General features: G+C 44.2%; 16 protein-coding genes. 5 read left to right on the plus strand and 11 right to left on the minus strand.

The features are described from left to right. Positions 1 to 278 precede the first annotated feature (278 nt). Positions 279 to 1,931: a Calx-beta domain-containing protein gene (locus ACVBIK_RS14685; protein WP_447169983.1), complete on the plus strand. Its 1,653-nt coding sequence runs from the start codon at positions 279 to 281 to the stop codon at positions 1,929 to 1,931. A 700-nt stretch (positions 1,932 to 2,631) separates the two neighbouring features. Here ACVBIK_RS14685 and ACVBIK_RS14690 read toward each other — a convergent pair. Then, entirely contained in the window at positions 2,632 to 4,788 is a 2,157-nt protein-coding gene (locus tag ACVBIK_RS14690; RefSeq protein WP_447169984.1) for a S46 family peptidase, read from the minus strand. A 259-nt stretch (positions 4,789 to 5,047) separates the two neighbouring features. Then, positions 5,048 to 6,247 carry an amino acid permease gene (locus ACVBIK_RS14695; RefSeq protein WP_447160917.1) on the minus strand — a complete coding sequence of 400 codons (1,200 nt, stop codon included), beginning with the start codon at positions 6,245 to 6,247 and terminating at the stop codon, positions 5,048 to 5,050. Positions 6,248 to 6,730: 483 nt separating this feature from the next. Between ACVBIK_RS14695 and ACVBIK_RS14700 the strand changes: the two genes are divergently transcribed. Both ACVBIK_RS14700 and ACVBIK_RS14705 read left to right on the plus strand, forming a co-directional pair. After that, positions 6,731 to 6,889, plus strand: coding sequence for a hypothetical protein (locus ACVBIK_RS14700; RefSeq protein WP_447169985.1), 159 nt, complete (start codon positions 6,731 to 6,733; stop codon positions 6,887 to 6,889). A 28-nt stretch (positions 6,890 to 6,917) separates the two neighbouring features. Further along, the gene (locus tag ACVBIK_RS14705) at positions 6,918 to 7,472 is read left to right on the plus strand and encodes a TMEM165/GDT1 family protein (RefSeq protein ID WP_447160916.1); all 555 of its coding nucleotides are present in this window, start codon (positions 6,918 to 6,920) and stop codon (positions 7,470 to 7,472) included. Between the two features lie 736 nt (positions 7,473 to 8,208). Here ACVBIK_RS14705 and katB read toward each other — a convergent pair. The 7 genes from katB to ACVBIK_RS14740 all read right to left on the minus strand — a co-directional run bounded on the left by katB (position 8,209) and on the right by ACVBIK_RS14740 (position 15,998). Continuing rightward, positions 8,209 to 9,675, minus strand: coding sequence for a catalase KatB (katB, locus tag ACVBIK_RS14710; RefSeq protein ID WP_447169986.1), 1,467 nt, complete (start codon positions 9,673 to 9,675; stop codon positions 8,209 to 8,211). 553 nt (positions 9,676 to 10,228) lie between these two features. Then, positions 10,229 to 10,483: a YgjV family protein gene (locus ACVBIK_RS14715; RefSeq protein ID WP_447160914.1), complete on the minus strand. Its 255-nt coding sequence runs from the start codon at positions 10,481 to 10,483 to the stop codon at positions 10,229 to 10,231. 445 nt (positions 10,484 to 10,928) lie between these two features. Continuing rightward, complete coding sequence (locus ACVBIK_RS14720) at positions 10,929 to 11,366, minus strand: PaaI family thioesterase (protein ID WP_447169987.1); 438 nt, start codon at positions 11,364 to 11,366, stop codon at positions 10,929 to 10,931. 371 nt (positions 11,367 to 11,737) lie between these two features. Further along, complete coding sequence (gene deoD, locus ACVBIK_RS14725) at positions 11,738 to 12,448, minus strand: purine-nucleoside phosphorylase (protein ID WP_447160912.1); 711 nt, start codon at positions 12,446 to 12,448, stop codon at positions 11,738 to 11,740. Positions 12,449 to 12,546: 98 nt separating this feature from the next. Next, a complete protein-coding gene (locus ACVBIK_RS14730) occupies positions 12,547 to 13,773 on the minus strand; it encodes a NupC/NupG family nucleoside CNT transporter (protein WP_447160911.1) in 1,227 nt (408 codons plus the stop codon). A 684-nt stretch (positions 13,774 to 14,457) separates the two neighbouring features. Next, positions 14,458 to 15,129, minus strand: coding sequence for a response regulator transcription factor (locus ACVBIK_RS14735; RefSeq protein ID WP_447160910.1), 672 nt, complete (start codon positions 15,127 to 15,129; stop codon positions 14,458 to 14,460). A 263-nt stretch (positions 15,130 to 15,392) separates the two neighbouring features. After that, a complete protein-coding gene (locus ACVBIK_RS14740) occupies positions 15,393 to 15,998 on the minus strand; it encodes a DUF2238 domain-containing protein (RefSeq protein ID WP_447160909.1) in 606 nt (201 codons plus the stop codon). A 256-nt stretch (positions 15,999 to 16,254) separates the two neighbouring features. Between ACVBIK_RS14740 and serA the strand changes: the two genes are divergently transcribed. Next, the gene (gene serA / locus ACVBIK_RS14745) at positions 16,255 to 17,484 is read left to right on the plus strand and encodes a phosphoglycerate dehydrogenase (protein ID WP_447160908.1); all 1,230 of its coding nucleotides are present in this window, start codon (positions 16,255 to 16,257) and stop codon (positions 17,482 to 17,484) included. Positions 17,485 to 17,696: 212 nt separating this feature from the next. After that, positions 17,697 to 18,671 (plus strand): tRNA-modifying protein YgfZ, encoded by a 975-nt coding sequence (ygfZ, locus tag ACVBIK_RS14750; RefSeq protein WP_447169988.1) that lies wholly within the window; start codon positions 17,697 to 17,699, stop codon positions 18,669 to 18,671. Between the two features lie 121 nt (positions 18,672 to 18,792). On the opposite strand, the gene ACVBIK_RS14755 is transcribed toward ygfZ, so the two are convergent. Both ACVBIK_RS14755 and ACVBIK_RS14760 read right to left on the minus strand, forming a co-directional pair. Further along, a complete protein-coding gene (locus tag ACVBIK_RS14755; protein WP_447169989.1) occupies positions 18,793 to 19,812 on the minus strand; it encodes an HD domain-containing phosphohydrolase in 1,020 nt (339 codons plus the stop codon). 118 nt (positions 19,813 to 19,930) lie between these two features. After that, positions 19,931 to 25,225 carry a PAS domain S-box protein gene (locus ACVBIK_RS14760; protein ID WP_447169990.1) on the minus strand — a complete coding sequence of 1,765 codons (5,295 nt, stop codon included), beginning with the start codon at positions 25,223 to 25,225 and terminating at the stop codon, positions 19,931 to 19,933. Positions 25,226 to 25,316 lie beyond the last annotated feature (91 nt).

Consider the following 25,316-nt stretch of genomic DNA (forward strand, 5'->3'; position numbering starts at 1 on the left):
CACCAAATGCCATGAATGTTCCTCATATTTTTGCCTATCTCATTATTTCTGTTTATCTTTTTGTGGGGATTCGTCAGACTCTGACCCCACATATCTGCCACATATCTGCCACATATCTGCCACATATCTATGTGCAAAAATCGATTTAGATCATAGACATGGTGATAATTATAAACTAATTTAATCCGCACGTTAGAAGCGTTTAATCGTGCTTTAACGAAAACTCTGAACATTGGTGGGAATACCGCTTAGGTTCGTCATATTTTGAGGTTGTGACAATGAATAAAATAATTATAAAAAAAGCGTTTAAACCTTCTTTATTAACTTTGGCTTTAGTTTTATCACTTTCTGCTAATGCTGGACTGGTTGAACATGGTGATTCTTGTAAAATCGCTGTTGATGATGTTCGTAGCGTTAAGCCTTCGCTAATGTTTAAGTCAGTGCCAAAAGTTGGTGGCCAGTTCGAGCATTGTTCAAATGATTGGACTTGTTATGTAGGGGCGGGAACCAGTGACGATCCATATCTGGTTACGTTCGGTATGTTTGTGTCTCCTGAGTCTTTATCTGAATTTGGTGCAAGAGAGATTGAGGCGCTAGTGCAGAAAGGCGTTGATGAATTTAATCAATCGGTTGCTAATTTTCCTGAACTTGGGTTGCCGCATGTAAAAGGCGTAATGTCAGGTTTTGTTAATGTCCCTGAATCGGTATTTAAGTTCGGTGTTGGGACAATGGACGATGATTATTATGACTTTTGGAATGATGCCTATTCATATATTGCTTCGCAACGCTTCGATGTAGTTACTCAGTTCCATTCGTATCCTGATGATTCTGGGACTTATGGCGTTGCAGGTGGTCACATTAGTATTAATCTTGCGGGGCATCATCCTTTTCTAAGTGGTACTTTTGTGCATGAAGCGGGGCATGTGTTCGGGGCAGGGCATCATAAAGGCGCGTCTACCAGTGGCGCTATGTTCCCCTATTCTAATGCGGTAGTGTGTGAACTTGAGGACGGTACAAGGGTATCGAGTGTCGTGTCAGCGTGGGAACATTCATCTAGGTTGTTACGTTTCTCTGATCCGTCTATGGCCTGTGGAGTCCATGGCGAAACTGAGAATGCGCGCACTGTTGCAGAGCGCTTACCTGAAATCGCTAAAATGAATGAACTTCGTCAAGTGGCGGGATCGGTTTCTTTTTCGGTTGATACTCAGTCTGTCAATGAAGGTCAGCCTGTAACTGTAACTGTTGTTCGTGATGGTGATACGACTAAAAATGCCTTTGTTGGCTTGTGGTCTGAGGGCTTAACACCACTGCAAATGTCAGGCAGCTTATATCATTATGTGGAGTTTCCAGCGGGTGGAAATAGCGTTGATTTAGTGTTGGCAACTCAGGCCGATGGTATTTATATCGATGGTTCTAGCTTGCTTTCTCTTAGCTTAGATTATCCAATCGCATTGAGTATTGCGGATAGTTCGGCACAAGAAATTGAAGTTATCAATGTCGATGAACCTCAAGCGGGTGAAGTGTCATTTAAGCTTGATAAAATGTCTGTTAGCGAAGGGAACTCTGTTGATATTGAATTGGTTCGTACAGATGGATCAGATGGTGAGCTAAGTATTAATTTAGCTACGGTACTCGGAACAGCGACTGCTGCTAACGTTAATCTTATCAATGAGTCGGTAACGTTTGTTGATGGTGAAGCCAGTAAAACCATTTCGTTAAAAACCATACGTGATAACGTCTATTCAGACGCTAAAACGCTTACTCTTAATTTGTCGGGAGCGGTTGCAGGTAATACGAGTTTAGCTATCTCAATCACTAACCTTGATGCTAAACCGCCAGTTGAAAGTGGTGGTTCTAGTGGCGGCTCAATGGGGTTCAGTGTGCTGTTGTTAGGTTTGGTTGCTGCTGTACGCCGTATGACTAGAAAGTAAGTTGATAGCAAAAATCGCTTACAACTTACTTTAATTTGATGGAGCAGTTTTAGCTCTGAGAAGTGGTCTTTACCTCTCTGAGCTGACTCAGGTAACAAGCTAACCCCTTCTTTACCAAGGAAAGGTTATAGAGAATACAAAATCAGATAGTTCGCATTAGCTAAGGTATTGATAATCCATTATAGAAGCATGACGAACAGAGCTAACACTAACTCACAGGAAACACCAACTCCCTATCGGAGTTGCCGAGGGAATTGAAGAACTCTTGTAGACAGAAAATCGTGAGCGAGTCATGGATGACGAGGTAGCTTTAGTAGAGCCATGGTCTTTCTCGTGCATCCATGCACTTCAAGACATTCAGGCTTCCTGCCTATCAGTGGCGATTCTGAAGCGATAGCGATTTTCGAAAATGGCTGAGGGTTAACAACTTCGTCGGGGCGGCTGGGACTCTTTATAAATGAAATGGTCAAGAGGGTAGCTGTTGACTCTTTTTCCCCTCTTGGCCGTGTGTGAGCTGGAAGCTCACGACTTTAGTTGTTAGACGCAGTCTAACTTTAAGCTCAAGCGCAACTTGGTATCGTTCAGACGAGTTTGAGCATGAAACTCAACCCAAACCAAAAATCAAAAAAGCCGAAACACCTTAATGTTTCGGCTTTTGCATCCAAAAGACCTATCTAACCTTGGTCAATAAGGTCGAAGATTAATTAACAATTTCCATCTCTTCTAACAGGTTATCTGCATTATCTAGATACTTCATCACCCAAAGCATATAACGGCTATCCACCTGGATAGAACGGTTAGTCTGTGGATCGTAACCCCAATCACCGATAATACTCTCGTATACACCGTCAAACAGTAGACCCACTAGCTCAGCACGGCCATTTAAGGTCGGTGAACCTGAGTTACCACCTGTGGTATCAAGCGTCGATAGGAAGTTAACTGGTACTGAGTCTAGTGATTTTACATAGTAATCACCGTACTGCTTGTTAGCGATAAGCTCTAACTGCTTAGCTGGTGCGTTAAATGGCTCTACACCTGTGTCTTTGGCCAAGATACCTTCAAGGCGAGTAAACGGCACCGCTTTAAGCCCATCTTCTGGTGAGTACCCTTTCACATGACCAACAGTAACACGTAGGCTTGAGTTGGCATCGGCGTAAACCGGCAACCCTTGCTCAAGGTTATAGGCGATGATGGCGTCCATATACATAGGGCGCACCTTCATTAGCTCACCTGCTAACTGCTTCTTGTCATTTTCACGCTGCATACGCTCATCGAACGTGGCTACTGCGTACTGAATGAACGGGTCATTTGATTGCTTGAAATCAGCAACTGATTTGTCCATCCACTCTAAACGAGTGTCTTTGTCTGAAAGCTGGGTATCGGCATACATCTTATCCAGCGTCTTATTTAGCTCGGCCGCGTTAAAGTTGTTAGTAATACCAAACGCTTTATCAAATGCTGGTAGGTGCTGATCTTGTGGCAGCGCTGCGTAACGGGTTATGAGATCCGCTAGCATGGCTTTATCAACACTGGCTGCATAGCGGCGCTCAATGCGCTCCATGCCAGAGGTAAAACGGGTCATATCGCGGTCTTGGAAACCTGGCTCACGTTGCATATCTGGCAATGTTTTTTCATTCGCTAGACGATACAAACGGTTAGCTGTACTCAGCATGGTGCTGTAACCCATGTAGCTCAGCAGTAAATCACGTTCTTGGCCTTGTTGGCTCTTAGCGATTAACTTATCAAGCTCAGCCAGTACTTTGCCGTATTGCTGCTCACGCTTCTTGTCCGCTTTAATCCAGTTAGCTAACTCTTGCTCTAAGCCTTTACGGTCGTCAAGCATGGGCGATTTGCCGTAGAACTCGATCATCGAGGTAAAGTTTTTAGCATAATTTGCTAGGCCTGCAATTGAGCTTTCATACTTAATGCGCTCATCACTGCCTTCTGGCGCAGTTTCTTTGATGATTGCAATTAAGCGTTCACGTAAGACTTTACCTTCTGGATATGCCCACTCAAATTGATTTTCAACTTCGTTGGCGGTGCGGTAACGGTTGGTACGCCCTGGGTAGCCCGCGACCATCACAAAATCACCTTCGCTCACGCCTTTAGCCGACACTTTCAAGAAGCTCTTTGGCTCGTATGGCACGTTGTCTTTGCTGAAATCTGCAGGCTTGCCGTCTTTAGAGACATACGCGCGGTAGAATGAGTAATCACCGGTGTGCCGTGGCCACATCCAGTTATCAACGTCGCCGCCGTACTTACCAACGCTAGCGGCCGGGTTATACACTAAACGCACATCGCGAATTTCTAGCTGCTTAACGAGGTAATACTCAAGGCCGCCGTGAAAGCTATAAACTTTACAGCGGTAGCCGTCTTCTTTTTCACACTCGGCGACTAAGCCTTTTTCTTTCTGCTCAATGCCTTTGTAAAATGCATTACCGGTTTCGCCCTCAAGGCCTTTTTTCACCTTGTCGGTCACGTTAGTAACACTTTCAGTCACGAAAATGCGTGAGCCCGGTGTTGCAGCTAGCTCTTCGCCAAACGACTTAGCTAAAAAGCCATCGCGTAGCAGGTTATTTTCGGGCGTTGAATTGTACTGGATTGAGCCGTAAGCACAGTGGTGGTTAGTCACCACTAGGCCTTTTGGTGATACAAATGATGCCGTACAGCCACCTAGGCTGATCACGGCATTCATAGGAAATTCGGTCAATTTTGAAATCGAATTAACGTCGATTTCTAATCCCTTCGCTTTCAGTTCATCTGCCATGGCAGGAAGTTGATGAGGCTGCCACATACCTTCGTCAGCTACGGCACCAAAAGAGGTGGCGATAGCTGCTGTCAAAAGCCATTTTTTCATTTTATAAGTCCATTTTTATATTATTTTTAAAAGCATTTATTATGAGTATTTTTAAGATTTTTTGTTGATTGCTTGTGCTTCGATAGTCAATTTTGTTGGGCCCGAAAAACAAAAAAGCCGAGCCATTATTTTCATAATCGAGCTCGACTTTATCATAAGATGCTATGTTGATAACAGATTCAGAATTAATCTCTTACAAAGCTGTTACCTAATCTAATTGATATACTTATTTGTCTATAAGTAGATTAATCTTGGCAAATTATAGCGCCACCCATAGCTGGGCTAGAATAATGGTTGCCCCTGCAACCCCAGCTAAAGCAAGTGCCGTGTTACCGCCACACACCTGATAACCGCCTAGGTTCTGCTTACGCTGACGTAGTGCCATCGCTATCGGTAGGAAGATAATCATCACCACTAACGGAATCGCAGCGTAACCAAGCACCTTGTAGAAACCATCTGGATAATAAAGTGCACACAATAGCGGTGGCACAAAGGTCAGCAGCCAGGTTTGTGCGCGGCCAGCTAGGCCTTCTTTAGCGCGAGTGAGTTCGGCAATATAGTCAAACAAGCTCATGGTTACGCCAAGGAATGAGGTCACCAATGCCAGGTTAGCGAATAGGTCGATGAACTGCTGCAAAATTGATGATTCCGCCACACCTTGCAGTGCGCTAACCAACATAGGTAGTGAGCCGCTAAATTCATACACGGTTTTGCCACCTAAGGTGCCAAGCGTCACTAGCAACCACAGGATATAACACACCAATGGAATGGTTGAGCCGATAATCAATACCTTACGCAATGACATCGCGTCACCATCTAAGTAGCGCACAATCGTGGCAATACACACATGGAAACCAAATGAGGTGAATACAATTGGAATAGCCGCTAGCCACAGGTTGGTTAAGTCGCCACTACTGACCATACCTTCAGTCGAGTTGCGCATCAGTAGGCTCATATCCACTTCTGGTAGCAAGTAAGCGACCACAATCACAAGTAATGCGATCATTGAGGTAAACAGTACCCGTGAAACTTTATCAATCCAGCGCACACCAACCGCAATCAAACCACCGAAAATAGCGGTAAATATCAATACAGCAAGCTGGTTGTCCATCTTCATACCAACCAAGTCCATCTTAGACTCAAGCAGCGATGAGCCGCCCATCAGATACACCATGGTTAAGGCGAATAATAAACTTAAGAATGACGCTCCCTGAAAAATCTGCCCCACTCGGCCTAATGTTTTGCCGGTAATAGAGTGCATATTAAGACCCACACCCGTGCGCAGGTTAATTTCAAGCATCAATAGAGAGGTATAGATTGATACGCCCCAGATGGCGATGAGTAAAAGCAGTGCGGGAAGTGTACCAAGTGAAGCGGTTGCCAGAGGCAGGGCTAACATGCCGCCACCGATTGCCGTTCCGGCGACAATGGCAACTGAGCCAAGTATTTTTGAGTTCACAAAATTGTCCTGTTAAATTTTATAATTTATTTTTGTAGGTCAGATTTAGAACGACTTTGAGGGAGAGGATTTTGCAAGTTAACAATAACATTAACAGCCCCCAATCGAATCTGGTCATCATCGACCTTGCGATTCCAATTGGCCCCAACGGCTAGTTAAATAATACGTGTATTCACCTTATCAACATAGCCACTGAGGCTGGATAAATCGTGGAAAATACAGTGTGAATTGCTTCATTACGGCTCTACTCTAAAATTGACTGAGTTGACATTACCAGCTGCGTCCCTTGCTAGCAAGCCATCTAAGCCACTAAAAACCAACTTGGCACGAGTTATTAACTTGCACACAAAACTTAAGCAACACTAGGCTGACCCGCTGCTAATTTTCACAAAAATATAGGCTATTTCCACGCCAACGGCGTTGAAAAATACAACGCAATCGCTATAATGCCGCCTCCGCTTCAGGGGAGTAGCTATCAGTAGAATGACTCACAATGATTTAAGTCTTCTACTGAGTATGTATCAACATAATTGGCCAGATGCCATGGTACATACAGCTGCTCAATGTGCACTAGCCGTTGAGTTTGCCCAGCAAGACCTGAGCACCGCACCTCTTAATTTGGGGAAGAGTTGCAGTGCTTAGAATTGCTATCCCCATATAGGAATACCTCTTGGAAGCACTGCTCGCATCAACATTCACTGTTGCTATTGCTGAAATCGGCGATAAGACGCAACTACTCGCGCTAATTTTAGCCGCACGCTTTAAAAACAAAACTGCCATTATTCTGGGTATTTTTCTATCGACGCTGGTCAATCATTTTGCTGCAGCTTGGCTCGGTCAATGGGCCATATCCTGGATAAGCCCTGAAGTAGGACGCTATCTTGTTGCCGCATCCTTTTTTGCTATCGCCCTGTGGGTACTCATTCCCGATAAAGTCGATGCCGAAGAGAGCCGCTTTTATGCGATGGGGCCGTTCCTCGCCACCTTTGTGCTGTTTTTCATTGCCGAAATGGGCGATAAAACCCAAATCGCCACCGTTGTGTTATCGGCTAAGTATGACGCCTTAGCCATGGTTGTGATGGGAACCACTTTGGGCATGCTGATTGCCAATGTGCCCGTTGTCATCGCTGGGCACTTCAGCGCAGAGAAATTACCGTTAAATTGGATCCACCGCGGCTGCGCCGTCTTGTTTGCGTTACTTGGTGTCGTGACCTTAGTATTTTAGGAAGTTAAAGCTAAGACGGTTCTAGGTTCTAGGTCATAGGTCATAGGTCCTATGACCTAGGTTCAAGGTCCTAGGTTCAAGGAAAAGCTATAGCAAATCATCATTTTAGGTCGGCATTTATGCCGTCAAATTTATTGGCTTGATTAAGGCTATATACTGATGGGCTAAAGCCCAACCTACATCAAAGATATTTGATGTTTGATATTTGATGTTTGATGTTTGATGTTTGATGTTTGATGTTAGCAAAACAGAGCTGACTGAGGAAAAACCAATTGTAGGTCAGCATTTATGCCGTCAAATTTATTGGCTTGATTAAGGCTATATAAACTCATGGGCTAAAGCCCAACCTACATCAAAGATGTTTGATGTTTGATGTTTGATGTTTGATGTTAGTAAAACAGAGCTGACTGAGGAAAAACCAATTGTAGGTCGGCATTTATGCCGTCAAATTTATTAGCATGATTAAGGCTATATAAACTGATGGGCTAAAGCCCAACCTACGTTGAGAAACGCAATGCCATCTTTTGATGGTATAGCAGGGCGAAGTCCGCTCTCGCCGCAAAGCGACCTAACAACGAGCTTGCGAGTGCTCTAGGCTTTTTAGCTTCTATCAAAACAAAAAAGGCAAAACAGTATCTGCTGTCTTGCCTTTAACTTTATGCTTGTTCAGTCCTTAGGATCTTTCTTAGCTTTTCCTAGAACCTAGGGCCTGCTTTTTCCTAGAACCTTTTCAGCTTTACCCTACTTTCAACGCCGCTTTGACTCGCTGGCCGTAATCGCTATCGGCAGCGCTAAAGTGCTCAACCATCTTAGCTTGCGTTGCTTCATTCACTACACTCAAGCTGCCGACGATGTTAGCAATCAATCGCGCTTTTTCATCTTCAGGTAGAAGACGGTATAAGTCGCCCGCTTGGCTAAAGTCATCTTGGTCATAACGGCTATAGCGGTCTGCTTCACCGTCTAAACGCAGTGGTGGCTCGGCAAATTGTGCTTGGTCTTGCAGACCGTTATTGCTATTTGGACCATAGTTGCTGCTCGCATCACCACCAGTCTGACCACCAGAGAATGGGCATTGTGTGCCGGCCATTGCGCCAGCGCGTTGGTGATGGTTTGCCGTCGTTGCATGTGGGCAGTTAACCGGTAGCTGGTTATAGTTAGCGCCTATGCGGTAACGCTGGGCATCAGCATAAGCAAACAAACGTGCTTGTAACATCTTATCTGGTGAGGCGCCCACACCTGGGACTAAGTTACTTGGTGCTAGCGCCACTTGCTCAACTTCAGCAAAGTAGTTTTGCGGCATACGGTTAAGCTCAAGCTCACCAATTTCAATCAGTGGATAATCGGTATGCGACCATACTTTAGTCAAATCGAACGGGTTGATCTTATAAGTATTCGCCTCAGCTTCTGGCATGATCTGTACTTTTACCGCCCACTTAGGGAAGTTACCATCATTAATTGCAGCAAGCATATCGCGCTGCGATGAATCAGGATCGATACCTTTAAGAATATCTGCCTGCTCCGCCGTTAAGTTCGCGATGCCCTGCTTAGTCTTAAAGTGGAATTTAACCCAGAAACGCTCACCCGCTGCATTCCAAAAAGAGAATGTATGCGAACCATAGCCGTGCATTTGACGGTAGTTAGCTGGAATTCCACGGTCTGACATTAAGACTGTCACCTGATGCATAGCTTCAGGGTTTAGCGCCCAGAAGTCCCACATCGCATGGGGATCTTTAAGGTTTGTTTGTGGGTTACGCTTTTGAGTATGGATAAAATCTGGGAACTTAATACCATCACGCAAGAAGAACGTTGGCGTGTTATTACCTACGATATCGTGATTACCACGCTCGGTATAAAAACGTAAACCAAAGCCGCGAGGATCACGTTCTGCATCAGCAGAGCCCATCTCACCACCTACCGTTGAAAAACGTACAAAGGTTTCAGTCTGCTTGCCCACACCATTGAAGTGGTCTGCTAGAGTAAATTCACTCATGTCTCGAGTCAGCGTAAATGTACCATAAACCCCAGTCCCTTTTGCATGCACGATACGCTCTGGAATACGCTCACGGTTGAAGTGTGCAAGCTTCTCAATTAGATGCCAATCTTGAAGTAGCAGCGGACCACGCTCTCCTGCTGATAGTGAGTTTTGGTCATCACTAATAGGTGCGCCGTTTTGTGCAGTAAGAACTCGATTTTGCTGACTCATAAAGTATTCCTTAATCTTGGCTGGACTCGAGCCAAGTTTCAATTAAATCAAATAGTGTGGCCATGGTTTATCCCCAATGTGCAATGTGCGATACGCTATGGCGATATGGCGATATGGCATAGATGCCGTATGTCGATGAACAGATAATAGGCTCACAACCAAAAACATTAAAACGATTAAAACAGATAACCTTAAATCAAATAACAGATTAAGAATGGGTAGCTAAAACAATATAAATGGAAAAATTAAGACAGGAGTAAACTGCAACTGAATTAAGGCGTTGCAGAGTAATGTTGAAAATGAATAACAACATTGATACTAATCAATAAATGAAATGTTTGAATTTAATCACTACCGGGTAGCAAAGATGTAAGCGTTAAATGCTACCAATGGCGATTTAAGCTGATGAAAAACAGTAGAAGTGGTTTAAATTAAGCGTTTTAACGTGATTTACATTTGTAAAAATGGAGGAAAACAGCTTATTTCCTCCTCAATGAACTGTGTATTAGTGTATCAAAGCTATTTTAAAGCTCTGTAAATTAGAGTTTGTAGACTATAGCTCAGTAGAGTCTTTTATATGTGAATCAGCTTTGTACAACTTCACCAAATAATAGGCGTCGATAAGCACAATAAAGAAGTTAACCAATGCCACCGGAATCGCATCAATAGCTAAACCATAGGCTACAAATAACGCCGCTCCGATAAGGTTCCACCAACGAAGCTTTTTGATGTTTGACATCATTAGCGATATCGCGACGACAACCGACGCTAGATAGCCGACCCATTCCCATATTGTTGCGTTATCCATGCGCTATCCTCATTGGTTTTTGTCGAACCAAGTTATGCAGCAAACATAACTTGAATGTGCAATAAGTATGCGCAAAAATCAGCCATTAAAACAGCCCCTAGCCGAATAAAAGTTTAGCGATTAACCACAGCTGCAGTCATGCGAGTGATCTTGCAATAAGGCATCACTCACTGGCACGGCGTTGAAACAACACCTTTTATAGCGACGACTAAGCTGTAGTTTAAAGCCTCTGTCCGTTTAGTCTTTAGCGCTTAACCACAGCTGCAGTCATGCGAGTGATCTTGCAATAAAGCATCGCTCACTGGCACGGCGTTGAAACAACACCTTTTATAGCGACGACTAAGCCGTAGTTTAAAGCCTCTGTCCGTTTAGTCTTTAGTCTTTAGTCTTTAGTCTTTAGTCTTTAGTCTTTAGTCTTTAGTCTTTAGTCTTTAGTCTTTAGTCTTTAGCGTTTCACTACAGCTGCAGTCATGCGAGAGATACAGCATAACTCACCGGCACTGTTATGGATTAGCACTTCCCACACTGAGCTACGTTTGCCTAAGTGGATCGCTTTTGCGGTGGCGGTAAGAATGCCATTACGCGAAGCTTTTAAGTGATTGGCGTTAATCTCTTGGCCAACGCAATAATAGTTTTCAAAGTCGACCGCGAAGTTAGCTGCATAACTGGCTACCGTTTCCGCTAGGGCCACGTTCGCCCCACCATGAACTATACCAAGTGGGTTATGTACTGCTGGGGTTGCCGGCATAGTGGCCTTCATATAGTCATCACCGATTTCAGAAATAGTGATCCCCATTGTTTGCATTAGCGTGCCTTTTCCATGCATCCCCGCATCCATTTTCGCGCATACTTCCAAACTGACAGGCTTAAACCAAATCGACATATTGTGCTTCCACTGTTGTTATTAGTTGTTGTTAGCTGTTGTTATTAGCTGTTGTTTATACTTATTACTGGGCACAGTCTACTTTGTCAGGCAGGATCTTTAAACCTGTAAGATGAGTGGTTTAAACAGGCATAGAAAGTATTGTCGAGCAGGATGTGTATTTACGATCGTTTGATATGATGTTGGCTTACAGAGTAAGAGTGAAGAGTTAAAGTTGGCCCGCGAGAATACTTAATATTTTTTGTCGATTACGCTAGAAACGTCCAACTTAGTGTGCATAATCGCGGGCCAGAGGGTAAAGAGATAAGCTGTTCTATGTTTCTTTGCTTGTTAGTGATCGCGCAGCCTATCTTGCTAAACTTAATTCTTTATTAAAGAAGATCTTCCACTGCATCTAACGTGAGCTTGATCATATCGTTTAGTGTTTGCTGGCGCTCTTCTGCCGTTAGGTGCAACCCCTGGCGCAGGTGATCAGTTACCGTCATCATAGCCAATGCGTTAGCACCAAATTCAGTGGCAACACCATAAAGACCAGCGGCTTCCATTTCGACACCTAAAATGCCGTACTTTTCCATCAAGTCGTAACGGTTCTCATCACTGCTGTAGAACAGATCAGAAGAGTACAGGTTACCCACGTGGTAGTTAGCACCTAACTTTTCTGCTGAGTCAGCAGCACGCTTTAGCAAGTTAAAATCGGCAATCATAGCAAAATCGGTGTCTGCAAAACGGGTTCTGTTAACCGCAGAGTCAGTACTCGCGCCCATCGCCATCACTACATCCATCAACTTGATTTTGTTACTTACTGCGCCACATGAACCGATACGGATAATGTTTTGAACGCTATATTCGGTGATCAACTCTTTGGCATAGATTGAAATTGATGGAATACCCATACCAGAACCCATTACAGAGATCTTCTTACCTTTGTATTCACCGGTATAACCCAACATATTACGAACGTCAGTCACGAGCACTGCATTGTCTAAAAAGTTGTCAGCAATGTATTTAGCTCGTAGTGGGTCGCCAGGCATTAATACGGTTTTAGCAAATGCGCCATCAGCGGCATTGATATGTGGAGTCATGATACTTTCCTTACTCAAAATTAAATGCTTGCTTGCGCTATTAAACAAGCATTTCTCATTAAAAAACTAACTAAAAAATAGGTTGTTTACCCAGCGGATCAACTCGCTAAACTATAAAGTAAACCTGCAATAGTACCGCTCATTAGGTTAGCTAAAGCCGCCGCAATAAGCGCCTTCATACCTAATGCACTTAAGTCGTGACGACGTTCAGGGCAAAGTGCAGCTAGGCCGCCAATCACCATGGCTAGAGAGCCTATATTGGCAAAACCACACAATGCGAAACTGATAATGATTTGCGTCTTTTCTGATAGCTGATCAGCCACTTTTAAGAAATCGATGTAAGCGACGAACTCGTTAATCACCATCTTTTGGCCGATAAATGATGCCGCTTGTGTTGCTTCGCTCCAAGGCACGCCCATCACCCATGCTAGTGGGGCAAGTATGTAACCTAAGATAGCTTGCATGGTTAGGTCTTCGATACCGAACCAGCCGCCGATACCGCCTAGCATGCCATTGACCATGGCGATAAGTGCGACAAACGATAATAGCAGTGCAGATACCGACAGTACTTGCTGCATACCCATTGCCGCACCATTAGCTGCGGCATCAAGCACGTTAGCTGGCTTGTCAGTCATATCGTCCATCACTTTCTTGATGTCGTTTAGCGGGGTTTCCGTCTCTGGCCACATCAATTTGGCAAACAGTAGACCAGCAGGCGCCGTCATAAACGCGGCAGTCAGTACGTATTTAACGTCAACACCCATCTGGATATAACCAATCATGGTGCCGCCAGCCACAGACGCTAAGCCCCCCGTCATTACCGCAAACAACTCTGAACGAGTCATATGCTTAACGAAAGGTCGCACCATAGATGGCGCTTCGATTGGGCCTACAAATATATTGGCTGTTGCTGACAATGATTCTGCGCGGCTAGAACCCAGTAGCTTAGATAAACCGCCACCGATAAGGCCAATAACCCATTGCATAATGCCGAGGTAATAAAGTACGGCAATTAACGAGCTAATAAATACCACCACAAATAGCACGTTAATCACGAAGATAAAGCCAACACCAAACTTAGCAAGGTCGCCAAATAAAAAACCTAAGCCTTCATTCGCATAGCCGATAACGTGCATCACACCATTTGATGCACCATCAAGCACCGCCTGCCCCATAGGAACATACATAACGAATGCACCAAAGGCGACTTGAAACGCCAATGCGCCGAGTACAGTTCTAAGATTAATTGCTTTTCTATTTTCAGATAGCGCTACCGCTAATCCTATAAGACAGAACATGCCGAACAAACTGATGAAAACTTCCATACATTTATTACCATTTAAATCTTGATATGACGGCAGTGTATACAGGCAGTATTTTGCTGCAAGGAAATTGGCTGAGATTGACGAAGATAAATTGAGTTTTTATCGGTTAGAGCAGCTAATTGAATCGAAACGGTAGAAAAGCATATAAATAGAAATAACCTTAAAACATAAATAATACGCAAACCCAACAGGAATGGCACACGTGGCCAGTTAAAGCAACAACAAAGCCAAAGGTTTCACTCGCAAGAACAAAGCTTAATTAGTCACAAAATGACTAATTTCAGATCCAAAAAATACAAAACTGAAAGTTTATAACTTTACTAATGACTAAAAATTATCATATTTGATGGCTAACTTAGTGTTTAACGCAAACTCTTACTTACGCACCTATTAAAAATGCTAGATATTAAGCGGAGATTAAATCTTAGCGTGTTTTTAGCAAACGTATTTAAGGTGAATGGATGATGTAATGCTTGTTCGCTTGTAAGGTCACTGAGTGCAGAAGTCGGACGCCAAAACACGCCTAAAAGGTGAGCTTTAGCGCTTCCGATACAGTGTTAACGAGCTTAAATTAAGCCTGACCATGCTCAGAGCTATGTTAAAATTAACTATACCACTACAGTTCAAAGCGATGTTCAGAGTAACGTTAGTCGTGTGAGTTTATGCTCAATACTGATAAATTCATTAGTTCAATGCATATAGATTAAGTTGGCTCTGGAATGATTGTGCCCAGCGCAGCAGTTCTACACGATTTCTCGCTTGAGTTTTTCTAAATATAGAAGAGATATGTGCCTTAACCGTATGCTCGCTAATACTCAGCTTACCTGCGATCTCTTTATTGCGTGCGCCACTCGATACCAATTGAATAATGGTTTTCTCACGATTAGTTAGCACCTCAAGTGATTCCGACTCTTCACTGGTCAAGGCTTCAGGTACATCCATTTTGCTGACTAATTGACGCAATACACTGCTCATCAACGGCCTATCGAACCATAACTCATCGGCTAACATCTTACGTAAGCCAGTTAGCAGCAGGTCCATACGTTCATTCAAAAACAGTAGACCACGGATCCCTTGCAGCAATGCAGCTTCTGCAGCAATACCTTCTCGTTCGACATGATAAAGCGCTACAGGAACATGCTTGACCAATTGAGTCGCCACCAACGGAATCCCATTAATATCGAGCGCTGCACCTTGTTGAGAAACCAGATAAAAGCAGTTATCACTACTATTGGCTTCAAGCTGTTCTACATTAGAGATAACCCGAGTTTTTAATCCGATTGACTCTGCAAGTATTGCCAAATGACAAGGGGACGCCATTTGATGCAGAAAGACGACTTCGTCAATTTTTCTCATCACTTTCCTCCCTGAAAAGTTTTGCCTGTCCGTTAAATAGAACAAACTAAAATCTAGATCCTGAAGTCATTCCCAGAACAGATTAACGCTTGTTAGCTTTAGAACGAAAGCACGATTTTAAATATTGGCCCGAGCCACATCATGTAACTCGTTATAAGCAGCAGAAGTATACAGAGTTTACCTAGTCTATGCCTAGGTAAACTGGTATAGCCAGCAAGCCTACTATGATTTTTACTGACTATGATTTTTACTGACTATGATTTTTACTGACTAAGTTTTGTGCTCAACTGCTTATCATGCAAACGGCTAAGCAACAGAATGGCTGATATTGCCCCCACTAGCGCCATTGCCATATCAGACTGCGTGTCCCATACGTACCCTTGGGTGCCTAAAAACGCTTCGGCATCTTCACCGGTCAGCTCCGCAACCCACCACTCTATAAGTTCATAGAAAGCAGAGAATGCTAAAGCAAAACAGATAGCTAGAAAGTTACACCAAGCACCTAACTTAACAACACTGAGACGTATAAATACCTCGCGGGCCAAAATAGTCGGAATAAAACCTTGAGCAAAATGGCCGACTTTGTCGTAGTTATTACGCTGAGCGCCCGTCCAGTCGCTAATCCAATCAAATAGCGGCACTTCAGCATAGGTATAATGTCCACCCACCATCAAAATGATGCAGTGAATCAAAATCAAGCCATAAGCTAAACTCGTTAAAGCAAAACTATTGCGGGTATAGATCAGAATAGGTAATGCAATTAAGGCCGGTGCAACCTCTAAAAACCAGGTAAATTGATCTTTAGGATTAATACCTGACCAGATTAATACTGCGAAGAATATCACTAGCCACACAGCGCTTTTATTCAAAATATCGCCCTCATATACCATATTGTTCTAAATTAAGAATAAACACTTTAGCCATCTAGCCCTCCACAGTCAGTAAAAAAAGTGATACTTTGTTACCTCTGTTACGCTTTCGAAGTAAATATCAGTTGTGAAGGCTTTGCAGTCCTTAGTACATTGACAGTCTATACCCAAACCACTCCTACAACGTAGAGTTTAGTCGTCTCTGCGGTGGCACTAAGTATACATAATACATATAAACTAAAAGGGTACATAAATCATGGCGAAACATTCGCTGGACAAGGATAAAATTAAGATCCTGCTGTTGGAAGGCGTCCACCAATCTGCGGTAGATGTATTTGAACGTGCGGGTTACACCAACATTGAATATCACAAAGCATCACTCGCTGGAGACGAATTAGCCTCAGCGACTAAAGATGCCCACTTTATTGGTATCCGCTCCCGTACCCAATTGACTGAAGACGTATTATCCCAAGCCGACAAACTCGTTGGCATTGGTTGTTTCTGTATTGGTACTAACCAAGTCAGTCTCGCTGCAGCTGAAAAACTGGGGATCCCTGTATTTAACGCACCATTCTCAAATACGCGTAGCGTAGCTGAACTCGTACTCGGTGAGATCATCATGTTATTTCGTGGGATCCCACAGCGTAATGCGCTAGCTCACCGTGGCGGCTGGCTAAAAAGCGCTTCAGGAAGCTATGAGGCTCGCGGTAAAACCTTAGGGGTTATCGGTTACGGCCATATTGGCACTCAGCTAGGTATTCTTGCTGAAACCTTGGGTATGCGCGTTGTCTTCTTTGATATTGAAGATAAACTGCCGCTGGGTAATGCACAGCAAGTGCACTCACTACAGCAACTGCTATCGATTGCCGATGTGGTGAGCCTACACGTACCTGAAACACCACAGACAAAAGAGATGATTAGCTATGAAGAGCTAGCTTCTATGCGTAAAGGCAGCATTTTAATTAATGCCTCTCGCGGCACAGTGGTTGATATCGATGCGTTAGCGGCATCACTAAAAGAGCAACACCTTGCTGGCGCCGCCATCGACGTGTTTCCTGTTGAGCCTAAATCTAATGACGATGAGTTTGTCAGCCCACTACGCGGCCTAGACAATGTCATACTCACTCCACATGTGGGCGGCAGTACGGCAGAGGCTCAAGAAAACATCGGTATCGAAGTCGCTGGCAAACTAGCTAAATACTCAGATAATGGTTCAACCATGACAGCGGTGAACTTCCCTGAAGTGTCACTGGCTCAACACTCTGGTACTTCGCGCTTACTGCATATTCACCGTAACCGTCCGGGGATCTTGATCCAGATTAACTCCGCGTTTGCAGAAAAAGGCATTAACATTGCTGCTCAGTATCTACAAACCACGGCTGAAATTGGTTACGTGGTGATGGAAGTCGATTCTGATAAGGCTGACGAAGCGCTAATAGAGATGCAAGCTATTGAAGGCACGATTAGAACTCGATTGCTTCACTAATAAAGTTCATTAAAGGTCAAGAACGTCTAATTCACTAACTGAAGTTGAACGTCTAGTCCTTTAGCAAGCTGCACTGAATAAGGCCGTATAATCACATTATACGGCCTTTGTTTTGTCTTGATGATAGCAATGAGTTTGAACTGCTGCGCTTGCGCAGTAAGATTTTAGCGGTACAATCATTGTCCTTATTGGTTTAATTCTTGGATCCTCTTATGACGCTGTCAACTTCTCAGCCAACTTGGCCTCTTAATGGACAACAGCCTGAACTGCTTTTTTCTGAATTAACACACTTAGGCTTAATCTCTGTCACTGGAGAGCAAGGCCGCAGCTTCATTCACGGCCAAGTGACCACCGATATCAGCTCGCTTGAAAGCGACCAATGGCGCTGGGGCGCTCATTGTGATCCTAAAGGTAAGATGCTGGCCAGCTTTAGAACCTTCGCTAAAGGTGACACCCTTTTCTTAATGATGCCAAAAGACACCTTGGCACTGGATCTACCGCAACTGCAAAAATACGCAGTATTTAGTAAGGCTGAGCTAAGCGACGTCACTGATGCATGGTTATTGCTAGGCGTGGCAGGAGAGCAAGCTCAGGCTTGGTTAACTGCGCAATTTGGTGAGCTAAATAATGAGCTAACTCAGATCGATAACGGCATGATTATCCATGACTCAGGTCGCTATATCGTGGCGATTGAGCAAAGCCAAGCGTCGTCATTACTTAATCATATTGAGCAGCCAATTTTCGATGCTAGCGCATGGCAAGCCCTTGAAATCACTGCTGGATACCCTAATTTAGGCGCTAATCATCAAGGTCAATTTGTACCGCAGATGTGTAATTTACAGGCGGTCAATGGCATCAGCTTTAACAAGGGCTGCTACATGGGCCAAGAAACCATTGCTCGAATGAAGTATCGCGGTGGTAACAAACGCGCACTTTATATTGTTAGCGGTACCGTAACAGCGCCATTAACCAATGAAAGCCAACTTGAGATTGCACTAGAAGATGATGAAGGCTTCCGCCGTGCGGGGACTATCATCGAATCTGTACAGCGTGGCGAGCAAGTGTTGTTAACTGCAGTATTAGCCAACGATACCCAGCTCGATGCTAAGTTAAGAGTTGCTGCCGATGCTGGCTCTGAACTGAGCTTAATTGCACTGCCTTACTCGCTAGAAGAGCAAGACTCATAGTAATCACTATCAGTTCTGCAGTCGCTTTTTATCAGTGTAGGCAGTAACAAATAGACCGAAAAAAGGCGCGTTATGCGCCTTTTATATTTAATGCTCAGCAATCTTTACCATAGGCTCAATGCTACTCACTTTCGTTGTGGGCATCACGGATCTTAATTGCCTCATCAATTATCTGTTTAAAGTGTTCCACCAACTCAGGATCAAACTGTTTACCCGCCTCGCTCTCAATGAGTGCAACCGTTTCTTCCACACTCCATGCTTTTTTATAGGGGCGGATAGAAGTTAATGCATCAAACACATCCGCGATTGCTACAATGCGACCTTCTATCGGGATCTCTTCTCCCACTAATCCATTAGGATAACCGCTACCATCCCACTTTTCGTGATGCGTTAATGCTATTCGACGGGCCATTTCTAGCAGGGGGTCATTGTGATCACCAATGATTTCAGCTCCAATTTCGGCGTGGCGCTGCATCTCAATCCATTCATCCTCATCCAGTTTTCCAGGCTTTTTTAGAATAGAATCAGGCGTGCCTATTTTACCGATATCATGCATAGGTGCTGCGTTATAAATAAGTTCGCAATACTTATCGGGCAGGTCAGACTCTATCGCCAACAATCGAGCATAATGACTCATTCTTATAACATGCAGGCCAGTTTCATTATCTTTATATTCTGCAGCCCGGCCAAGGCGACGAATGATTTCAAAACGAGTCTCTTCTAACTCTTTTGTACGCACTTTCACTTCTTGTTCGAGCAGACGTTTTTGATCATACAAGGTTAAATGAGTTTTTACCCTCGCTTTCACAACGGGTGCACTAACAGGTTTAGTGATGTAATCAACTGCGCCTAGCTCAAACCCTTGAGTTTCGTCGGAAACATCGGCGAGAGCGGTCACAAATATCACTGGGATATGGCAGGTTAATGGATCTTGCTTAAGCCGTTTACACACCTCATAGCCATTCATTCCCGGCATCATCACATCAAGAAGAATAAGATCCGGTGTGGTTTTAGCCGCTAAAGCCAACGCTTTAGGGCCATCAATGGCCACCTTCACTTTATAATCTCCGCCTAGGATCCCCACCAAAATATCAATATTCTCAGGGGTATCATCCACTACTAAAATGGTGGCTTTATCCATTAAACCCGTTCTCCTTTTAGTGCTCATTGAAGAGGCGTATTTATCAATCTATTTGCTAAACTGTTACCCCGTCAAAGGGCATTATTGAGTGCTAAACGGTTATCCCGTCAAAGAAGCATTATTCAGTGCTAAACAGTGCTTCAATAAGCTCCGCGGCCTCATCAAATTGGTAACTGTTGACCATGTTTACCGCTGGGCTCATTTTTTGCCACACCGGCTCCGAAACCTGCTCGCGAATATCAGTCATTTTATCCACGGCGTCTGAATCCGCCTCTTCTAGCATAGTTAATAACTCACGCACTGCAGTTGCCAACTCTGCTTCAGACAATAAGGTCTTACTCTTTTCTGGCAGCTTTACATCATCTTGCTCAAGGCGTGATAACCATTTTGCAATGGCGTTACAAATCGAGTCGATAAGTTCGCCAAGTTCTACTAATTCAGCGTTAATATCTGCAGTCGTTGAGTCGAGTAACTTGGATTCTATTTGCTTAGCAAGCTCTACAAGTTGGGGCGAACACAAATTACCAGCAACCCCTTTTAACGTATGCGCATATCGAATCGCATCATTGCTTTTTCCCTGGCTTAAGGCGAGATCTATTTGTTCAGCCGTATGGATTTGACCATGATAAAAGCGCTCAAAAATCCTGCGATATAAGCGCACCGAATTCTGCACCAGCTGGAGGCCTTTATCGATATCTAATGCTTGATGCTGTGGCCAAAACAGCACCGCGTCGCCTACAACTCTTGCTGTAAAATCGGCAGGGGTAAATTCACTGTTACCCTCGCCCAAATATTCAAGCAAAGTGGTGTAAAGCAGCGACACCTCAATCGGTTTGGCAATATGATCATTCATACCGGCGCGCAGGCACATCTCACGATCCCCAGCCATTGCATTTGCGGTCATGGCAATCACAGGTAAGTTGGCAAGTTGTGGGATTTTTCTGAGTTCTTGAGTGGCTTGATAACCATCCATGACTGGCATTTGGCAATCCATCAACACCAAATCAAAGGTATGTAGAGCGAGTTTGTCTAGGGCAACTTGACCATTTTCTGCAATCGATAACACCACTCCGACTTGCTCAAGAAACTCTGTTGCCACCTCCTGATTCATCTCATTATCTTCAACCAATAAGATGCGCTTACCCTGCAATTGTGCCAGCAACTGCTGATTAACATCACAGCCCTTGCGCCTAACTGGCATGGCGCCATTCTTGCCTAGCGATAGCATGATACCGTCGAGCAAACGCGAAGCACTGATAGGCTTAGTGATATAACCTGCAATATCACTTTGCTCTATCTGCTCGATGAACGCCTCATTAGCGTGGGCAGAAACCAGTAACACTTTAGGCGGATTACTGTTTTCAGATATGATTTTAGTCGCCGCCTCTACACCGTTCATCTCTGGCATTAACCAGTCGATTAATGCCACCGGGTAGTCTTGATTCTTGCAGCGCTCTACCGCTTCAAAACCACTTCTAACCGTGTCGACTTCAAAGCCCATGCTCTCTAAGGTTGAGCGTAAAATATCTCGCGCAGTTGCATTATCATCAGCAACTAAGATCCGCATGCCTTCGACTTCTTGACTGACTTTGAGTAGTTTTTTATCCGCAATATTTAAGCGCACTGTAAAGTGGAAAGTACTGCCGTTTCCAAACTGGCTATCGACGCCAATTTCGCCGCCCATCAATTCCACCAGCTGTTTACTAATGGCCAAGCCTAACCCTGTGCCGCCATACTTACGTGTGGTTGACGTGTCGGCCTGACTAAATGATTTAAACAGTTTATTGCGCTGCTCTTCTGTCAGCCCGATGCCACTATCACGCACACTAAACTTGAGTAATATGTCGTCGTCAGCCTGTGCGAGCTGGCTAATAGACAGCAGAATTTCACCCTGCTCAGTGAACTTAATGGCGTTATTCATTAAGTTAATCAGCACCTGGCTTAAACGCAGCGGATCACCTTCTAAATGCCTAGGAATGTTGGGAGCAACCGCAAACAATAACTCTAGCTGCTTGTCTGCCGCTTTCGCTGAGAACATGTCACTGAGATCTTCGAGCATGGTATCGAGCTGAAAGGGTACGGATTCGATATCCAGTTTTCCGGCTTCAATTTTAGAGAAATCCAAAATATCATTGATAATGCCAAGTAAAGATTGAGAGGCTCGATCTATTTTCTCGACATAGTTCAGCTGTTTTTTATCAAGATGGGTTTGTAAGCAAAGCTGGGACATGCCGATAATGGCATTCATCGGAGTGCGAATTTCATGGGACATATTCGCCAAAAAGTCGCTCTTAGCCTTACTGGCTGCATCAGCACTGTCCTTAGCCTGCTGCAGCTCAACCGATAGCTGCTTAAGCGAAGTAATATCAGCCATCGATAGCACGACTGACTTTGACTCGCCCTGTTTATCTTGTAATCGGGTCAAAGTGAGATCCATCCACATTAACTCGCCAGAATCGTTTAGTAACCTCACTTCGGTGGTAATGCTGTCATTACCATTTTCAGTAAGCTCCCGGAACAAGGCCTTGGCATCATCACGATCTTCGCTGTATTGATAGTCAAAGAAAGAACGTCCTTTGAGCTCAGACGTCGCCACTTGCATGTATTGACTAAATTGCTCGTTACAGTCGAGTATGCTCCCGCGTTCATCAACATTGACAATGCCGATCCCAGCATTATCAAATAATGCCCTAAAGTGAGCTTCGCGATCCTCGAGCTCTTTATCGATTTTCTTACGATCGGTAATATCCATTAAATAGCCGTTCCAGGTAATGCAACCATCGGCGAGTACACTGCCGTGAGCACCAGCCTGTAGCCAGCGAATATCACCGATGGGATGACGATACCTAAACTCTTCGGTCCAGCGTAAACCCTTACTACTTTTACCCGCCAATGCCTCAATAATGCGTGAATGATCTTCACTGATGATGCGCTCTGCAACTTGATCAAAGTTATTGAGCACTTCATCGCGATGAAGACCTAAAGTGGCTATGCATGCGTTAGATAGGAAAGTAAATTTACGTTCGGTATTGCTACACCAATGTAACTGGTAAACCGTACTAGGGATAGACTCGGTAATCGTCTCAAGTTGTTGCTGGGATTGGGCAATTTCTTCTTGGGCTAATTTACTGCTGGTAATGTCGTTGATGCTGCCATCGAACCACAGCACATGCCCATCATCGCCATATATCGCGTTACCTTTTTCATGCACCCAATGGATACTGCCATCGCGATGTTTTATGCGATATTGCACTTCAAAACTTTTATGCGCTAATAGCGCATCTTCTATCGTTTGACTGGTGGATGCCAAATCCTGTTCAACAATCAAGCTGACAAAGCTACGAGTCGCATTCTCAATAAAATCCGATGCAGGAAACCCGGTAATATCGATGATGTTTTCGCTGACATACTCCATCACCCATAACTCACCAATACGCGTGCGATAAACAGCGCCAGGAATATTAGTGACTAAACCTCTAAAGCGATTTTCGCTGTCTTTTATACGCTGAGCGACTTCAAGTTCGACCGTCATATCTCTCACTGACGCCGCGATTTGACGCTTGCCATCGGCATCTACGGGGAGTAAACCTAGGCTTATTTCAACCGGAAACTCACTCCCATCTGCTTTCACTGCCATCAAGATAGAGGATGAGTCAAAGCCCATTTTTCGGTCGCGTCCTTCGGCGACAAACTGAGAACGGAAATCGGCATGATTGGCGCGGATTGCCTCTGGCACCAATTCATCTACTGACATCGCCAGCATCTGCTGCTCACTGTAACCAAATAGCAATTGGCAGCGGCTATTGGTAAACACCAGCTTGCCCGACTCATCCACAATAAGCATCGCCTCTGGTGCAGATTCGAGTACCGCATTCGACCATGCCGCGGCAGAAAACTGCTCAGTGACATCGTTAAATAATATCTCAATCGAAAGCAGCACTTTTTGGTCAGATAATAACGGCTGCATAAATACATCTAAATGACGTAATTTACCCGAAGCATCAATCATCTCTATCTGGTGTGGCGGTACATTTTCACCGAGCAATGCTCGGTCCATATACTGCCAATTAACTTCGTTTATGGGATTGTCGGAGAACATACGCTGATATTTACGTTTGAGTAGTTCAGCTGAGACACCTAAGACTTTCTCGACCCCTTCGCTCACCTGATCTATCTGACCACTTGGGTCAACCGAGCAATAAAATGACTTATCACTCATACCATCAATCAACTTAGCAAAACGATTACCGCGAGAATCAAGCAGCGCTTCTTCACGCTCTTCTAACACCTCAGCCATATCATTAAATTTATTGGTTAAGGTCGCGATTTCACTGGCAGCTCCGTGGGGTTTTTTTATCCGTTTGGTTTTTCCCGCACCGAAGGCAACAATCCCCGCTTCTAACTCTTCAATAGGCCGAGTTAAGCGCCGAGAGGTTATATAGCCCGTTAATAACAGCAAAATTGACAGTAACAATAAGTTGAGACTTAAAGAGGAAAAGTCACGAAGAAACTCGTTATGGAGATGACTTTCAGCGGTCATAATCACCACCCGCCAATTCAACGTAGGTACCACCCCAACGCTGGCTAGATATCGTTCTCCTAAGCTGTCTTCTATATAGGAATAACCTGCACTACCTCGGTTAACTAAATCGATAAACCCTTGGTTATCAGCTGTTTTAGCCAGCCATTTATCTGCACCTCTTTGCAGCAACAATCCCTGATTATGATGATAAATAAGTTGACCTTTTTCATCTATAACAACGATACGTTTGGGCGAGATCCCAACCATATTAGGAATTTCATTTAGCGCTAAATCAACCGTCACGACGCCCAAGAAAGGGGGCTGTTCACCAAAGGGTTGAGAAAAGCTCACCATCAACACATTACCCGCCCCTTCATCCACATAAGGTTGCGACCAATAACCATTGATATCATTGATGGCTTTACTCCACCAGTCCCACTCACCGTTGGTATAATCGTAGCTATCGGCGCCAATGTCTAAGGTCAAAACTTTGCCATTTTCTCGATAGGCGTAAGGTGCAAACAGTTCGCGGTTATCAATAGCAAATTTGCTAAACGCGATGGCACTGCCGTAGAAATCGGCATGCCTATCAAGGCGACGGGTTAGCAGCTGTTTAAGCGTCATTTCATCAGCGTATAAGTCATCGTCATCCGCTTCAGACAAAAAATCGGCAATAGAGCGCGTATCGGTTTCTGCGGTTTCTAAGAAATACTCTAAATGCAGGGCAGCGCTCTGCGCTTTTTGGCCAAGCTGCTCATAGATATCTTGCTCTTCATCTTGATAATTCAGCCAAGCATTAATACTAAAGACCACCGTCATAATAGCGATAAGAGGCAGCGCTATTTGCGATAAAATTCTACTACGAAAAGAACGAAGTCTGCTCATATCCATAATCCACAGTGGTTAACGTTTTATTGGCTTACAACAAAGAGCGGCCATACTATCTTGCTAGAAAGGCCTGTCACGCTCTTTAGCAAAAACA

It is taken from the genome of Shewanella sp. 125m-1 (assembly GCF_052977065.1).

What these genes read in the sequence shown, in the direction of transcription:
- ACVBIK_RS14700 (WP_447169985.1), top strand. Translation starts at nt 6,731, where the DNA reads ATGACTCACAATGATTTAAGTCTTCTACTGAGTATGTATCAACATAAT.
- ACVBIK_RS14755 (WP_447169989.1), bottom strand. Translation starts at nt 19,812, where the DNA reads ATGGATAAAGCCACCATTTTAGTAGTGGATGATACCCCTGAGAATATT.
- ACVBIK_RS14715 (WP_447160914.1), bottom strand. Translation starts at nt 10,483, where the DNA reads ATGGATAACGCAACAATATGGGAATGGGTCGGCTATCTAGCGTCGGTT.
- ACVBIK_RS14685 (WP_447169983.1), top strand. Translation starts at nt 279, where the DNA reads ATGAATAAAATAATTATAAAAAAAGCGTTTAAACCTTCTTTATTAACT.
- ACVBIK_RS14690 (WP_447169984.1), bottom strand. Translation starts at nt 4,788, where the DNA reads ATGAAAAAATGGCTTTTGACAGCAGCTATCGCCACCTCTTTTGGTGCC.
- ACVBIK_RS14760 (WP_447169990.1), bottom strand. Translation starts at nt 25,225, where the DNA reads ATGGATATGAGCAGACTTCGTTCTTTTCGTAGTAGAATTTTATCGCAA.
- ACVBIK_RS14720 (WP_447169987.1), bottom strand. Translation starts at nt 11,366, where the DNA reads ATGTCGATTTGGTTTAAGCCTGTCAGTTTGGAAGTATGCGCGAAAATG.
- ygfZ (WP_447169988.1), top strand. Translation starts at nt 17,697, where the DNA reads ATGACGCTGTCAACTTCTCAGCCAACTTGGCCTCTTAATGGACAACAG.
- ACVBIK_RS14735 (WP_447160910.1), bottom strand. Translation starts at nt 15,129, where the DNA reads ATGAGAAAAATTGACGAAGTCGTCTTTCTGCATCAAATGGCGTCCCCT.
- serA (WP_447160908.1), top strand. Translation starts at nt 16,255, where the DNA reads ATGGCGAAACATTCGCTGGACAAGGATAAAATTAAGATCCTGCTGTTG.
- katB (WP_447169986.1), bottom strand. Translation starts at nt 9,675, where the DNA reads ATGAGTCAGCAAAATCGAGTTCTTACTGCACAAAACGGCGCACCTATT.
- ACVBIK_RS14730 (WP_447160911.1), bottom strand. Translation starts at nt 13,773, where the DNA reads ATGGAAGTTTTCATCAGTTTGTTCGGCATGTTCTGTCTTATAGGATTA.
- deoD (WP_447160912.1), bottom strand. Translation starts at nt 12,448, where the DNA reads ATGACTCCACATATCAATGCCGCTGATGGCGCATTTGCTAAAACCGTA.